This is a genomic window from Paracoccus lutimaris (genome assembly GCF_003337565.1).
Lineage (GTDB): Bacteria > Pseudomonadota > Alphaproteobacteria > Rhodobacterales > Rhodobacteraceae > Paracoccus > Paracoccus lutimaris.
Window position 1 is genome coordinate 18,676 of the sequence record NZ_QPJL01000027.1, and the last position, 14,763, is coordinate 33,438.

14 protein-coding genes are annotated in these 14,763 nt (G+C 65.4%); 6 read left to right on the forward strand and 8 right to left on the reverse strand.

Going from position 1 to position 14,763, the window contains the following annotated elements:
* The 4 genes from DFP89_RS17115 to DFP89_RS17130 all read right to left on the reverse strand — a co-directional run bounded on the left by DFP89_RS17115 (nt 1) and on the right by DFP89_RS17130 (nt 4,258).
* Complete coding sequence (locus tag DFP89_RS17115; RefSeq protein WP_114350597.1) at nt 1-795, reverse strand: ABC transporter ATP-binding protein; 795 nt, start codon at nt 793-795, stop codon at nt 1-3.
* Entirely contained in the window at nt 796-1,491 is a 696-nt protein-coding gene (locus DFP89_RS17120; RefSeq protein ID WP_281271217.1) for an SDR family oxidoreductase, read from the reverse strand.
* Nucleotide 1,492: 1 nt separating this feature from the next.
* Nucleotides 1,493-2,944, reverse strand: coding sequence for a dihydropyrimidinase (gene hydA, locus DFP89_RS17125; protein WP_114350618.1), 1,452 nt, complete (start codon nt 2,942-2,944; stop codon nt 1,493-1,495).
* A gap of 69 nt (nt 2,945-3,013) precedes the next feature.
* The gene (locus DFP89_RS17130; RefSeq protein ID WP_114350598.1) at nt 3,014-4,258 is read right to left on the reverse strand and encodes a Zn-dependent hydrolase; all 1,245 of its coding nucleotides are present in this window, start codon (nt 4,256-4,258) and stop codon (nt 3,014-3,016) included.
* 102 nt (nt 4,259-4,360) lie between these two features.
* On the opposite strand from DFP89_RS17130, the gene DFP89_RS17135 reads away from it, so the two are divergent.
* Nucleotides 4,361-4,972 carry a TetR family transcriptional regulator C-terminal domain-containing protein gene (locus DFP89_RS17135; RefSeq protein WP_114350599.1) on the forward strand — a complete coding sequence of 204 codons (612 nt, stop codon included), beginning with the start codon at nt 4,361-4,363 and terminating at the stop codon, nt 4,970-4,972.
* Nucleotides 4,973-5,049: 77 nt separating this feature from the next.
* Here DFP89_RS17135 and preA read toward each other — a convergent pair whose 3' ends face one another.
* The 4 genes from preA to DFP89_RS17155 all read right to left on the reverse strand — a co-directional run bounded on the left by preA (nt 5,050) and on the right by DFP89_RS17155 (nt 10,639).
* Entirely contained in the window at nt 5,050-6,348 is a 1,299-nt protein-coding gene (gene preA, locus DFP89_RS17140; RefSeq protein WP_114350600.1) for an NAD-dependent dihydropyrimidine dehydrogenase subunit PreA, read from the reverse strand.
* Entirely contained in the window at nt 6,341-7,681 is a 1,341-nt protein-coding gene (locus DFP89_RS17145) for an NAD(P)-dependent oxidoreductase (RefSeq protein WP_114350601.1), read from the reverse strand. Before DFP89_RS17145 ends, preA begins: the two co-directional genes overlap by 8 nt.
* 130 nt (nt 7,682-7,811) lie before the next feature.
* Nucleotides 7,812-9,527, reverse strand: a complete 1,716-nt coding sequence (locus DFP89_RS17150; protein WP_114350619.1) for a thiamine pyrophosphate-dependent enzyme — start codon at nt 9,525-9,527, stop codon at nt 7,812-7,814.
* A gap of 254 nt (nt 9,528-9,781) precedes the next feature.
* Nucleotides 9,782-10,639, reverse strand: a complete 858-nt coding sequence (locus DFP89_RS17155; protein WP_220269867.1) for a LysR substrate-binding domain-containing protein — start codon at nt 10,637-10,639, stop codon at nt 9,782-9,784.
* A 154-nt stretch (nt 10,640-10,793) separates the two neighbouring features.
* On the opposite strand from DFP89_RS17155, the gene argH reads away from it, so the two are divergent.
* From argH to DFP89_RS17175, 5 genes are read left to right on the forward strand one after another with little or no spacing between them, the layout of a single operon-like run.
* A complete protein-coding gene (argH, locus tag DFP89_RS17160; RefSeq protein ID WP_220269868.1) occupies nt 10,794-11,963 on the forward strand; it encodes an argininosuccinate lyase in 1,170 nt (389 codons plus the stop codon).
* 1 nt (nt 11,964) lies between these two features.
* The gene (locus DFP89_RS20585; RefSeq protein WP_245948846.1) at nt 11,965-12,291 is read left to right on the forward strand and encodes a hypothetical protein; all 327 of its coding nucleotides are present in this window, start codon (nt 11,965-11,967) and stop codon (nt 12,289-12,291) included.
* Nucleotides 12,245-13,114: an amino acid ABC transporter permease gene (locus DFP89_RS17165; protein ID WP_114350603.1), complete on the forward strand. Its 870-nt coding sequence runs from the start codon at nt 12,245-12,247 to the stop codon at nt 13,112-13,114. Before DFP89_RS20585 ends, DFP89_RS17165 begins: the two co-directional genes overlap by 47 nt.
* Before the next feature lie 9 nt (nt 13,115-13,123).
* Nucleotides 13,124-13,894 (forward strand): amino acid ABC transporter ATP-binding protein, encoded by a 771-nt coding sequence (locus DFP89_RS17170; RefSeq protein WP_114350604.1) that lies wholly within the window; start codon nt 13,124-13,126, stop codon nt 13,892-13,894.
* 26 nt (nt 13,895-13,920) lie between these two features.
* Nucleotides 13,921-14,748, forward strand: coding sequence for an ABC transporter substrate-binding protein (locus DFP89_RS17175; protein WP_114350605.1), 828 nt, complete (start codon nt 13,921-13,923; stop codon nt 14,746-14,748).
* The last annotated feature ends 15 nt before the right edge of the window (nt 14,749-14,763 follow it).

The following is a 14,763-nucleotide window of genomic DNA, read 5'->3' on the forward strand; positions in this document are numbered from 1 at the left end:
TCAGTCATAGGCATGGCCCGCGCGCAGCCCCTCGCGCACGCGATGGGCGATGGCCAGAAATTCGGGCGTGTCGCGGATCTCCAGCGGGCGTTCGCGCGGCAGGGGGCTGTCGATGATGTCGGTGATCCGGCCCGGACGCGGCGACATGACGACGATGCGGGTGGACAGAAACACCGCCTCGGGGATGGAATGGGTGACAAAGCCGATGGTCTTGCCGGTCCGCGCCCAAAGCTCCAGCAGGGCTTCGTTCAGATGGTCGCGCACGATCTCGTCCAGGGCGCCAAAGGGTTCGTCCATCAACAGGATATCGGCGTCGAAGGCCAGTGCGCGGGCGATGCTGGCGCGCTGCTGCATGCCGCCCGAAAGCTGCCACGGATATTTGCCGCCAAAACCGCCCAGATCGACCAGTTCCAGCACCCTTGCGATGCGCTCGGCCCGGTCGGCTTTGGAAAAGCCCATGATCTCGAGCGGCAGCGAGATATTCCCGGCAATCGTCCGCCACGGATAAAGCCCAGGCGCCTGAAAGACATAGCCATAGGCGCGGGCGCGCCGCGCCGCGTCGGCGGTCATGCCATTGACCGAAAGCGTGCCGCCGGTCGGGGTTTCCAGCGCGGCGATGGTGCGCAGAAAGGTGGTCTTGCCGCAGCCCGAAGGCCCGATGAAGCTGACGAAATCGCCCTGATTGATGGTCAGGTCCACGCCCTTCAGCGCATGGACCGGGCCATCGGCGGTCTGGAATGTCAGATCGACGCCTTGGGCGGTGATGACCGGGGCAGCGCCCCCGCGAGACTGCATTCAAACCCCTCTCATCAGGCCGCCATCGACCTTGATATTCTGCCCGGTGATATAGCCGGCCCCCTCCGACAGCAGAAAGGCGACGGTCCGGGCAATCTCGTCGACGGTGCCATAGCGCTTCATGGGCACCATCTCGGACCGCGCGTCCTGCTTGGGCAGGCTGTCGATCCAGCCCGGCAGGACATTGTTCATGCGGATGTTGCGCGCGGCATATTCGTCGGCAAACAGCTTGGTATAGGCCGCCAACCCCGCCCGAGCGACGGCCGAGGTCGGGAACATTGCCGCAGGCTCGAAGGCCCAGGCGGTCGAGATATTGACGATCGCCCCGCCGCCCTGACGCTCCATGACGGGCACCACAAGCCGGACGGCGCGGGCGACATTGAGGAAATAGACATCGAAGCCGCGATGCCAATCCTCGTCGGTCAATTCCAGCAGCGGCGCCCGTGGCCCATGCCCGGCGGAATTGACCAGAGCGTCCACCCGCCCCCAACGTTCCAGCGCCAGATCGACCAGGCGCGAGATATCTTCCGCGTTCGCGTTGCTGCCGGTGACCCCGACGCCGCCCAGATCCCGCGCCAGCGCCTCGCCCTTGCCGGATGAGGACAGGATTCCCACCGAGAACCCGTCCTGCGCCAGCGCGCGCGCCGCACCCGCGCCCATGCCGGACCCGCCACCGATGATCAGCGCAACCTTCACGTCACACCCCCGTTGCCGGAATCCCGGACCGCGCGACCGGCCTTGGCGCGGTCAGTTCCTTCCAGGCCGACAGCGCCCGGTTCACCGTGCCGCGCGGCTCGCGCGCGACGAACTCGCCATGGCCCTCATGGCTGTCGATCTTGCCTTCGGTCACCGCGACCACGCCGCGGGTCAGGGTATAGCGCGGCAGGCCCTTGACCTTTTGCCCCTCGAAGACGTTGTAGTCGATGGCGCTTTGCTGCGTGCCGGCGCTGATGGTTTTCTCCGCCTCGGGGTCCCAGACCACCAGATCGGCGTCGCTGCCAACCAGCACCGCGCCCTTTTTCGGATACATGTTCAGGATCTTGGCGATATTGGTCGAGGTCACGGCGACGAATTCATTGGGCGTCAGCCGCCCGGTATTCACCCCATGCGTCCACAGCATCGGCAGCCGGTCCTCCAGCCCGCCAGTGCCGTTCGGGATCTTGGTGAAGTCGCCGATGCCGGTGCGCTTCTGCTGGGTGGTGAACGCGCAATGATCGGTCGCCACCACCGACAGGCTGCCCGATTGCAGCCCGGCCCAGAGGCTGTCCTGATGCAGCTTGTTGCGGAACGGGGGCGACATGACGCGCCGCGCCGCATGATCCCAGTCGGGGTTGAAATATTCGGACTCGTCCAGTGTCAGATGCTGGATCAGCGGCTCGCCCCAGACGCGCTTGCCCTGCGCGCGGGCGCGGCGGATCGCCTCGTGACTGTCCTCACAGGAAGTATGGACGACATAAAGCGGCACGCCGGCCATATCGGCCACCATGATGGCGCGGTTGGTGGCCTCGCCCTCGACCTGAGGCGGACGGCTGTAAGCATGGGCTTCGGGACCGGTATTCCCCTCGGCCAAGAGCCGCGCCGAAAGCTCGGCCACGACATCGCCATTCTCGGCATGGACCAGTGCGATCCCGCCCAGATCGCCGACCCGGCGGAAAGACGCGAACAACTCGTCGTCATTCACCATCAACGCGCCCTTATAGGCCATGAAATGCTTGAAGCTGGTGATGCCGCGCTTGACCACCGCCTCCATCTCGTCAAAGACCTGCTGGCCCCACCATGTGATCGCCATATGATAGGAATAGTCGCAATGGGCGCGCGAGACCTTGTTGTCCCACATCTGCAGCGCATCCAAGAGCCCCTGCTGCGGCGAGGGCAGGGCGAAATCCACCACCATCGTCGTCCCGCCCGCCAATGCCGCCCGCGTCCCGGATTCAAAATCGTCGGCGGAATAGGTGCCCATGAAGGGCATCTCCAGATGCGTATGCGGATCGATCCCGCCCGGCATGACATAGCAGCCGGTCGCATCCAGCACCTTGTCGCCGCTCAAGCCCTGACTGATGGCCGCAATCCGCCCGCCCTCGATCAGCACGTCCGCCTTATAGGTCAGATCGGCGGTAACGATAGTGCCATTCCTGATGACCGTGCTCATGCCCATCCCCTTCTTTCATGTCCAAATATCCCGGGGGTCCGGGGGCAGAGCCCCCGGCTTCCGTCCGCGTCAGCGGACAATTTCCGCCACCTCCAGCACCGAATGCAGCAGCACATCCGCGCCCGCCGCTGCCCATTCGGGCGAAATCTCCTCGGCCTCGTTATGCGACAGCCCGTCCACGCAGGGGCACATGATCATCACCGTCGGCGCCACGCGGTTGATCCAGCAGGCATCGTGCCCGGCGCCCGAGACGATGTTCATGTGGCTGTAACCCAGATGCTCGGCCGCACCGCGCACCACCTCGACCAGCGCCGGATCGAAGGTCACCGGGTCGAAATGGCCGACCGGCTCGATCTCGATGCCAAGGCCCAGCTCGGCGGCGATCTTGGGCGCCTCGGCCTCGAGCCGGGCGCGCATCGCGGTCAGCTTTTCCAGATCTGGGCTGCGGAAATCGACGGTAAAGACCGCCCGGCCCGGGATCACATTGCGCGAATTGGGCCAGACATTGGCCTGCCCGACTGCGCCCACGGCATTGGGCTGGTGATCCATGGCGATCCGATGCACCGCCTCGATGATCCGCGCCATGCCGAGCCCCGCATTCACCCGCATGTTCATCGGGGTCGAGCCGGTATGTGCCTCCTTGCCGGTCAGCGTGACCTGCAGCCACCACAGACCCTGACCATGGGTCACGACCCCGATTTCCTTGCCCTCGGCCTCAAGGATCGGGCCCTGCTCGATGTGATATTCGAACATCGCATGCATGGGACGACGGCCGACATCCTCCGTCCCGCGCCAGCCGATGCGGTCCAGCTCATCGCCAAAGCGCTTGCCTTCGGCATCCTCGCGCGAGTTGGCATAGTCCTCGTCATGCACACCGGCATAGACACCACTGGCCAGCATGGCGGGTGCGAACCGCGCGCCTTCCTCATTGGTCCAGTTCACTACCACGATCGGACGCCGGGTGCGAATCCCCATGTCGCGGATGGCGCGCACCACCTCAAGGCCCGAAAGCACCCCGAGCACGCCGTCGAACTTGCCGCCGGTGGGCTGGGTGTCCAGATGGCTGCCGATATAGACCGGGGCCAGATCCGGCTCGGCCCCCTCATGGCGCATGAACATGTTGCCCATGCGGTCAAGCCCCATGGTCATACCGGCATCCTCGGACCAGCGCTGGAACAGGGCGCGGCCTTCGGCATCGGCATCGGTCAGGGTCTGGCGGTTATTGCCGCCGGCGATGCCGGGGCCGATCTGCGCCATCTCCATCAGGCTGTCCCAGAGCCGCGCGCCATCGATCCTGAAATTGTCCCGGTCCATCTGCCTTTACCTCCGATTGCGGGCGCGCGCCGAACAGGGCTTTGACCATGCCCACGGCTTCACGCTATTTCCGGTCAAGGACTTGTCAAGGTAACGATTCATATGACCACGCCCATTCCGCAAAGCCGCATCCGCCAGCGCAATACCAAGGCGATCCTTGCCGCCGCACTGGATGTTTTCGCGGCACAGGGTTTTCGGGGCGCGACGCTGGACCAGATCGCGGCGGCCGCGAACCTGTCCAAGCCGAACCTGCTTTACTATTTCCCGTCGAAAGAGGCGGTCTATCTGGCGCTTCTGGATTCGCTTTTGCAGGACTGGCTGAAGCCCCTGCACGCCATCGATCCCGAGGGCGAGCCGGTCGAGGAGCTGCTGGCCTATATCCGCAGCAAGCTGAAGATGAGCCGCAGCCATGCCCGCGAAAGCCGCCTTTTCGCCGGCGAGGTGCTGGCTGGCGCCCCCCATATCAGCGCCGTCCTCAAGGGGCCTCTGCGGGCGCTGGTCAATGAAAAGGCGGCGCTGATCGCGGGCTGGATGGCCGAGGGGCGGCTTGCGCCCAGCGACCCCCATCACCTGATCTTTTCGATCTGGGCGCTGACCCAGCATTATGCCGATTTCGCGCCGCAGGTGCGGGCGGTTCTGGGCCGGGGCCGCAACCCGGTCAACGAAGGCCTGCATTTCGCCGAGATCCTGTACCGGCGCATGCTGACCCCCTGAGTCCTGTCCCGCCGATCCCGGCCTCCCCGATTGCCGACCCCGTGAGGGCGGGGTCGCAGACTGGACCCCGGCCATGCTCATTCCGCAGCTTTCGCCATCGGGTTGTTGGGATGCGTCGTCCAGTTGGCGAAGGTTTCGATCTTGCGACCGGTGCGCGGATCGGTCGTGCCGGGCACCAGTTCGCGCATGGTGATGCAGTCCTCGACAGGGCAGACATCGATGCACAGGTTGCAGGCCACGCATTCGTCGTCCTTGACCTCGAAGACGCGGCCGGGAAGCATGGCGATGGCCTGATGGCTGGTATCCTCGCAGGCGGCATAGCAGCGGCCGCATTTGATGCACAGCCCGGGGTCGATCTGCGCCTTGGTGGTATAGTTCAGGTTCAGGAACTGCCAGTCGGTGACATTGGGAACCGCGCGCCCGATCAGGTCGGAAAGCGCCATACCCTTGTCGTCCAGATACTCACCCAGCCCCGAGATCATTTCCTGCACGACCTTGAAGCCATAGGTCATCGCCGCCGTGCAGACCTGCACATTGCCCGCCCCCAGCGCCAGGAATTCGGCCGCGTCGCGCCATGTGGTGACGCCGCCGATGCCGCTGATCGGCAGGCCGCGCGTGGCCGGGCTGCGGGCGATCTCGGCCACCATGTTCAGGGCGATGGGCTTGACTGCCGGGCCGCAATAGCCGCCATGCGCGCCCTTGCCGTCGATGGTCGGCTGCGGTGCGTAGAGGTCCAGATCGACCGAGGTGATCGAGTTGATGGTGTTGATCAGGCTGACCGCATCGGCGCCGCCGCGTTTCGCGGCCTCGGCGGGTTTCCTGACATCGGTGATATTGGGGGTCAGCTTCACGATACAGGGCATGCGACTGTATTGCTTGACCCAGCGGGTCACCATCTCGATATATTCCGGCACCTGACCGACGGCGCTGCCCATGCCGCGTTCGCTCATGCCATGGGGGCAGCCGAAATTCAGCTCGACTCCATCGGCGCCGGTATCCTCGATGGCGGCAAGGATGGATTTCCAGCTGTCCTCGTCGCAGGGGACCATCAGGCTGATGACCAGCGCCCGGTCGGGCCAGTCGCGCTTGACCTGCTTGATCTCGCGCAGGTTCACCTCCAGCGGACGGTCGGTGATCAGCTCGATATTGTTCAGCCCCAGGACCCGGCGGTCGGCGCCGTGGATGACGCCGTAGCGCGGGCCGTTGACGTTGACGACCGGCGGCCCCTCCATGCCAAGGGTCTTCCACACGACGCCGCCCCAGCCCGCCTCATAGGCGCGGCGGACGTTGTATTCCTTGTCCGTGGGCGGGGCCGAGGCCAGCCAGAACGGGTTCGGGGACTTGATCCCGATGAAATTTGAACGCAGGTCAGCCATGATCGGCCCCCATCAGATAAGCGTGGATATCCTCGGCGGCGTCGCGACCCTGGGCGACGGCGCTGACCGTCAGGTCCTCACCCGCGCCGGTGCAGTCGCCCCCCGCCCAGACCCCCGCGCGCGAGGTGCGCCCGGGCCCGGTGACGGCGATCTTGCCGCTTTCCTGCGCCAGCCCCCAGGGCAGCGGCGACAGGCGCTGGCCGATGGCCGACAGCACCTGATCGGCGCGCAGCCGGAAAGTTTCCGCCAACCGCTCAAGCCCCTGCGGGCCATCCTGGGTATAGGCGAATTCGATCTCGGGGCCGGCGGGTGTGTCATGCAGCGCCACCGGCGTCGCATTGGTACGGATGCGCACCCCCGAGGCCGTGGCGTGATCCTGTTCGTGATGCGAGGCCGACATGCGGTCTTGCGCGCGGCGATAGACGATGGTGACGTTTTCCGCCCCCAGCAGCCGCGACTGCACGGCGGCGTCCACCGCCGTCATACCGCCGCCGATCACCACCACGTCGCGGCCAACCGGCAGGGCCGACAGATCCGCCGTCTGACGCAGCTCGGCGATGAAGTCGACGGCATCGCGCAGCGCGGGGTGGGCAGCGCCCAGCCCGGGGTCGTTCACCGCCCCCAGACCCACGCCCAGAAATACCGCGTCGAAATCCGCCGCCAGCCCGTCCAGCGCGATATCACGCCCCAGCGCCGTATCGGTCTGAATCCGGATGCCGCCGATTCCCAGCAGCCATTCAACCTCGCGCGCGGCGAATTGTTCGGTGGCCTTATAGGCGGCGATGCCGAATTCGTTCAGCCCGCCGGGTTTCGGGCGCGCCTCATAGACGGTCACCTGATGGCCGTGCATGGCCAGCCGATGCGCGCAGGCCAGCCCCGCCGGTCCCGCGCCGACCACCGCCACCCGCTTGCCGGTTTCCGGCGCGCGGGCAAAGGGCTGCGGCATGTCCATTGCGCGGTCGGTGGCATAGCGTTGCAGGCGGCCGATCTCGACCGGCTTGCCCTCGGCCTCTTCGCGGACGCAGGCGCCTTCGCACAGGGTCTCGGTCGGACAGACGCGGGCACACATGCCGCCCAGGATATTCGACGACAGGATGGTCTGCGCCGCCGCCTGCGCGGTGTCGGTGGCGATCTGACGGATAAACAGCGGGATGTCGATGCCCGTAGGGCAAGCCGTCACGCAGGGCGCGTCATAGCAGAAGTAACATCGGTCTGCGGCGACGGCGGCCTCGTGCGGCTGCAAGGCGGGGTCGTGGTCCGAGAAGCCGGCGGCGATGGCCTGGGCGGGCAGTCGCGCGGCGGCAAGTCCCGGTGTCAAAGGCGAGTTGGTCACGATTCTGGCTCCCGATATGCGGTGGCTGGGATCAGGATGGCACGAGTTTATTTTTTATCAAACGGTAAAATTCATCAGGCCGCCGGTCCTGCGGCCGGCAACCGGACCGCCCGGGCGGGGCAGGGCGCTTTCAGCGCAGGAAGTTGTCGCGCAGCAGCGCGGTCACCTCGGAGAGCCGCCCGTCCAGCACGCCCTTGACGCCGAAAAGCGCGGTCGAGGTGACATAGCTCATCTCGATCTTCGGCGGCATGACCAGTTCCATCCGGCTGGTCTTGACGTCAAGGATCGCCGGGCCCGGATCGCTGAGCCAGTGGCGCATCTGCGTTTCCAGTTCGTCCGCCGTCTCGACCCGATAGCCGCCCAGCCCGCACACCTTGGCCAGCGCCGAAAAATCCGGGTTCTCGAGATCGGTATAGGCATCCAGCAATCCCTCGACGCGCTGCTCCATCTCGACAAAGCCAAGGCTGCCATTGTTGAAGATGGCCAGCTTGACCGGAAGCTTTTCCTGCTTGAGGGTCAGCAGGTCGCCCATCAGCATGCTCATGCCGCCATCGCCGCACAGCGCGATCACCTGCCGGTCGGGATAGGCGGCCTTGATCCCCAGCGCCTGCGGATAGGCATTGGCCATCGTCCCGTGCATCAGCGAGGTCAGGAAGCGCCGCTTGCCATTCGCGGTCAGGTGGCGCAGCAGCCAGGCCATCGGGCCACCGCCATCCGAGGTGAAGATCGCGTCCTCATCGGCCAGCCGGTCCACCATCCGCGTCAGATATTGCGGATGGATCAGGCGCGGATCGGGTTCGCGTTCGGATTTGGCATAGGCCTTGAGATCGCTGTCATAAAGCGCCAGCATCCGGTCGAGAAAGCCGCGATCCTCGCGCGCGGCCAGCCGTGGCAGCAGCGCCTCGATGGTGTCGCCGACATCGCCGACCAGCCCCAGATTCACCGGGACCCGCCGGCCAACATGGTCGGCGGCAATGTCGATCTGCACGATCTTCTGCTTTTCGGGATAGAATTGCGTCCAGGCGAAATTCGTCCCCAGGCACAGCAGCAGATCGGCACCCAGAACGGTTTCCATCCCGGCATGGTTGCCCAGGATCCCGGTCATGCCGACATTGTTGGGATTGTCCGGCTCGATGAATTCCTTGGCGCGGCTGGTATGGGCGATGGGCGCGTTCAGGTGCTGGCCAAGCCGCACGACCTGCGCCTGGGCGCCGCGCGCGCCGATCCCGGCATAGATGGCCACCGTTTCGGCCGTGTCGATCATCGCCGCCAGAGCATCCAGTTCGGCATCCGAGGGCCGGATCACCGGCTGCGGGCGATGCACCGACCAGGCCAGCGCGTCGTTGGTCTTTTGCGTCAGCATGTCGCCATTGACGATGACCACCGCGACGCCCCTGCGGTTCAGCGCCGCCTGTGCCGCCATCACGACGATCCGGCGCGCGCTGCCGGGATCCATGATCTGTTCGCAATAGACCGAGAACTGCTCGTAAACCTTGCGCTGGTCGACATGCTGGGGAAAATCCACGCCAAGTTCGGACCGCGCCACATCCGAGGCGATCAGCAGCACCGGCGCGCCATTGCGATGGCTTTCGGCGATGCCGTTCACGAAATGCAGCGAGCCCGGCCCGCAGGTGCCCGCGCAGGCCGTCAGCTCTCCGGTCATGAAAGCTTCGGCACCGGCGGCAAATCCGGCGACCTCTTCATGGCGGACATGGATCCAGCGCAGATCGGACCTGCGGATCGAATCCGTCAGATGATTGATCGTATCACCCACGATACCATAGCATCTGCGCACCCCGGCCTTTGCCAGCGTGTCCACGATGACATCACTTACCGACTTCTTCATGGCAGCCTCCATCCGGTCGAGACGACCCAACTGAATTTGACGGAGCACCCTGTACGACAAGCTGAAATGCAGCCTTGCCCGGCGAGAAGCACGCGCGGCGAAAGGGTGCGGTTTGACGTAAAGCATCCAAGGAACGGCGTCGGTGCGGCGGCAGTTCCGCCGGTCCGGGAATAATGTCGGCTGCGGTGCCGGCCTCGGCGATACCTTGCCCGAAACCGCCTTGAATTCGCGCCCGGTCCGCAGGCTGGCCGGCCCTAGATCTGCCCGCCGAGCCAGTCGCGAAACACCCTGAGCGCCGCCGAGGGCTTGCGATCGGCGGGGATCGTGAACCAGTAGCCGATATCGGAGGCATAGCTGATGGCGCCGGGATTGACCAACTGGCCGGCGCCAAGCTCGGTCTCGATCAGCTGGAACGGCACCAGCGCCAGACCCTGACCCGAAATCGCCGCCCGCAGCACCAGCGTGTAATAGTCGAACTGGACGATCTTTCGTGCCGGCAGATCCTGCCGGCCATGCGCCGCGATCAGATCGGCCCAATGCAGCGGCGTGCCCGGATGCTCGAACACCGTGCCCTGCGCCAGATCGTCCAGCGTCTGGCAGGCACCCAGCCCGGCCAGATAGTCGGGGGTGCAGACAAGCCGGACATCCCGGCCAAAGAGATACAGCATGTCCTCGTTCGGAAACGGGCCGCGCCCGAAGCGGAAGACGCCGTCGGGCTGCTCGGCCGGGCTGTCGGCGGCGAAGGTGGTGTATTGCACCTCGATCTCGGGATGCTGGCGGCTGAAATCCTCGAAGCGGGGCAAAAGCCAGCGGTCGCCGAAGATCGGCAGCACCTTGAGCCGCAGCATATGCGGATCGCTTTGTAGCCGCGCGACCCGGAAGGCGGCGTCCTCCATCGCCTTGATCGCCACCAGAGCCTGTTCGATGTAGATCTCGCCGATCTGGGTGGGGACCATGCCGGTTGGCCGCCGCAGGAAGATCTGCACCCCCAGCAGCGCCTCGACCGTCAGCAACTGCTTGCTGACCGCACTTTGCGACATATGCATGCTTTCGGCCGCCGCGGTGGTCGAGCCGCGTTCGGCAATCGCCCGGATGACCCGCAGCGCTGTCATCGAAGGCATTGGCGCTGTGGGTTGACGCAACGGCATGTCCTCGATGTGGGCTAGTCGGTTTCGTCATAGGGTTAGCGATTCTTTGCGTTTGCGCAAGCCGCTTTCCGGATGCGAAGGATTGGAGCACGGCACATCCACCGACATGGAGAAAGCATTGACAGATCAGTCGAAACTCCTTTGGGGGGGGCGGTTTTCCAGTGGCCCGTCGCCCGAACTTGCGGCGCTGTCGCGCAGCCATCCCAGCTATTTCCGCCTGTCGCCCGAAGACCTTTCCGGCTCGCGCGCCCATGCCCGGGAACTGGCCCGCGCCGGTGTCCTGACCGGGGACGAGCTGGGGCAGATGCTGGCGGCGCTGGATGCGATCGACGGCGATGTGGCCGCCCGGCGCGCGCGCCCCATTGATGCCGACGAGGATGTCCATACTTTCCACGAACGCCTGCTGGTCGAACGTCTGGGCGCGCTTGGCGGCAAGCTGCGGGCCGGGCGGTCGCGCAATGACCAGACCGCGAACAACACCCGGCTTTATCTGCGGCGCAAGGCGCGCGAATTGTCGGCCATGGTGCTGGCGGTGCAGGACGCGCTGGCGGCGCAGGCCGCGCGCCATGTCGATACGCTGATGCCGGGCTTTACCCATCTGCAACCCGCCCAGCCGATTTCGCTGGGTCATCACCTGATGGCGCATGCGCAATCCTTCAGCCGCGACATCGCCCGCTTCATCGACTGGGATCGCCGCTTTGACCGCGCGCCCTTGGGCGCGGCGGCGCTGGCCGGCTCGGCATTCGCCTGTGACAGCGCCGCCTCGGCCGCCGATCTGGGCTTTGCGGCGCCTTGCGAAAACTCGATCGACGCCGTGGCCAGCCGCGACGTGGTGGCCGAGTTCCTGTTCGCCGCCGCCATGCTGGGCGTGAACCTGTCGCGCCTCTCCGAGGAAATCTGCATCTGGGCCTCGCGCCAGTTCGGCTGGGCCAAGCTGGACGATGGCTATTCGACCGGCTCGTCGATCATGCCGCAAAAGAAGAACCCTGATATCGCCGAACTGACCCGCGGCATGTCGGGCACGATGATCGGCAATCTGGCGGGGATGCTGGCGACGCTGAAGGCGATGCCCTTGGCCTATAACCGCGATCTGGCCGAGGACAAGCGCAACCTCTTCGAGACCATCGACCTGCTCGAGCTGATCCTGCCCGCCTTTGCCGGCATGGTCGCGACGCTGAAATTCGACACCGATCGCATGGCCGCCGACGCGCCGCGCGGCTTCACGCTGGCGACCGAGGTGGCGGACTGGCTGGTCCGGCAGGGCATTCCCTTTTGCGCAGGCGCATGACATTTCGGGCGCGACGGTTCGTTACTGCGAGGCGCGCGGCATGGAACTGGACGCGCTGACCGAGGCCGACCTGCCGGCGATCGACCCCGCGCTGACGCCTGCGGTGCTTGAGACCATCGATCCCGCCCGCGCCCTTGCCGCGCGCCGGGGTGTCGGCAGTACCGCGCCGGACCGCGTGCGCGAGCAGCTGGCGGAATTCGCCCGCACCTGCGCGGCGCAGCGCGACTGGGCGGCGCGCATGCCCTCGGGGCCCGCCCTTCGGCGCGGTCAGGGGGGGCGGCATGAGCGATACCATCATCCTGCCAAAATCCGACCGCGATGCCCATGACATTGCCCATCTGCAACTGGTGCCCCGCCGGCATCTGGGCCGCAAGATCTCGGCCGCGATCGTGCTTTTGCTGGTGGCGCTGCTGATCCGCGCCTTTGTCATCGGCGAGATCGAATGGGGCGTCGTCGGGCAGTTCCTGTTCGCCCCGGTGATCCTGAAGGGGATCTGGAACACCCTGCTGATGACCGTCTGCGCCATGTCGCTGGGCATATTTCTGGGCGTGGTCATCGCCATCATGCGCATTTCCGGCAATCCGGTGCTGGAAAAGATCGCGCTGGTCTATATCTGGATCTTCCGCGGCGCGCCGGCGCTGCTGCAGCTTTTGCTGTGGTTCAACCTGGCGCTGATCTTTCCGACCATGGGCATTCCGGGCCTGTTTCAGGTCGATACCGTCGACATCATGACCCCCTTTGTCGCGGCCATGCTGGGCCTTGGCATCCAGCAGGGCGCCTATACGTCCGAGGTGGTGCGCAGCGGCCTGCTTTCGGTCGATTCCGGGCAATACGAGGCCGCGCAGACCATCGGCATGACCAGCATGCAGACCCTGCGCCGGGTCGTGCTGCCGCAGGCGATGCGGGTCATGGTCCCCCCGGTCGGCAACGAGGTCATCAGCATGGTCAAGCTGACCTCGCTGGCCTCGGTCATCCAGTATTCCGAGATCCTGCACAATGCGCAGGTGATCTACTACGCCAATACCCGCGTTCTGGAACTGCTGATGGTGGCCAGCTTCTGGTACCTGGTCATCGTGACCGTGCTGTCGCTGATCCAGGCCCGGATCGAACGCTATTACGCCCGCGGCACCCGCGGCCGGACCACGCTGTAAGGGGGCGCGATGTCAGGGGAAATTCTGGTCAAGGCCGTTGATGTCTGCAAGAGCTTCGGCGGTTTCAAGGCGCTGGACAATGTCAGCCTGGAAGTCAGGAAGGGCGAGGTCTGCTGCATCATCGGCCCCTCGGGTTCGGGCAAAAGCACCTTCCTGCGCTGCATCAACCTGCTGGAGCGCATCGATTCCGGCGCGATCTGGGCCAATGGCGAGTTGATCGGCTATCGCCGCGAAGGCGACCGCCTGCACGAGATGTCGGATGCCGAGATCGCCCGCCAGCGGCGCGGGATCGGCATGGTGTTCCAGCGCTTCAACCTGTTTCCGCACAAGACGGCGCTGGAAAACGTCATCGAGGGGCCGGTGCAGGTGCTGCGCGAAAACCCAAAGGCGGCGCGGGAACATGCGCTGGAACTGCTGGCCCGCGTCGGGCTGGCCGACAAATGCGGCAATTATCCGGCGGAACTGTCGGGCGGCCAGCAGCAGCGGGTGGCCATCGCCCGCGCGCTGGGGATGCGGCCGTCGCTGATCCTGTTCGACGAGCCGACCTCGGCGCTGGACCCGGAACTGGTCGCCGAGGTGCTCGAGGTGATGAACGATCTGGCCGGCTCGGGCATGACCATGATCGTGGTCACGCATGAAATGGGTTTTGCCCGCAATGTCAGCAACAATGTCGCCTTCATGGATGGCGGCAAGCTGATCGAATACGGCCCGTCGGAGCGGGTGCTGACCCGGCCCGACAACCCCCGGACGGCCGATTTCCTTCGCGCCGTGCAACGATAATCCAAACCAACAGGAAGGTTAAAACCATGATGAAAGCACTTCTGGCGGCTTCGGCCTGCATTATCGCATTGGGCGCGCAGGCGCAGGACCTGCCGGCGGAATACGCCGAAAAGGGCAAGGTGGTGGCTGCCAACACCCCGAACTATCCGCCGATGGAATATCGCGACCCGGCCACGAATGAGCTGATGGGGCTGGACATCGATCTGGGCAATGCGCTGGCCAAGCATCTGGGAACGCAGATCGAATGGTCCGAGATCGGCTTTGAGCAGATGGTCCCCTCGCTGAATACCGGCCGCATCGATCTGGTGCTCAGCGGCATGAGCGATCTGCCGGCCCGCCGCGAGACCATGGATTTCGTCGATTACATGACCTCGGGTGCGCAGTTTTATGTCTCGGCCAAGCGCGCCGGTGAGTTCAAGGAACTGACCGATTTCTGTGGCAAGACCGTCGGCATGAGCCGCCGCACCTCGTTCCCCGACGAGGCCGCGAAATGGAGCGCCGAGAACTGCGAGGCCAAGGGCAAGCCGGCGCTGGTCGTGGTCGGCACCGAAGGCTCGGCCGATGCGCGCACCCAGCTCAAGCAGGGGCGTCTGGACGGTGCGGTGCAGGGCTCGGAAACGCTGCCCTATCTGCTGCAGCTCGAGCCCGACACCTATGCCATCGTCGGCACGCCCTTCACCTCGGTCTATCAGGGGATCGGCTTCGGCAAGGACGCGCCGGAACTGCGCGACGCCTTTGCCGCCGCGCTCAAGGCGCTGATGGACTCGGGCGAATACAAGACGATCTTCGAGAAATACGGCCTGACGGGTGCGATGCTCGACACGGTGATGATCAACGGCGAAGCCGTGAAATGAACCCGCGCGGCCCCG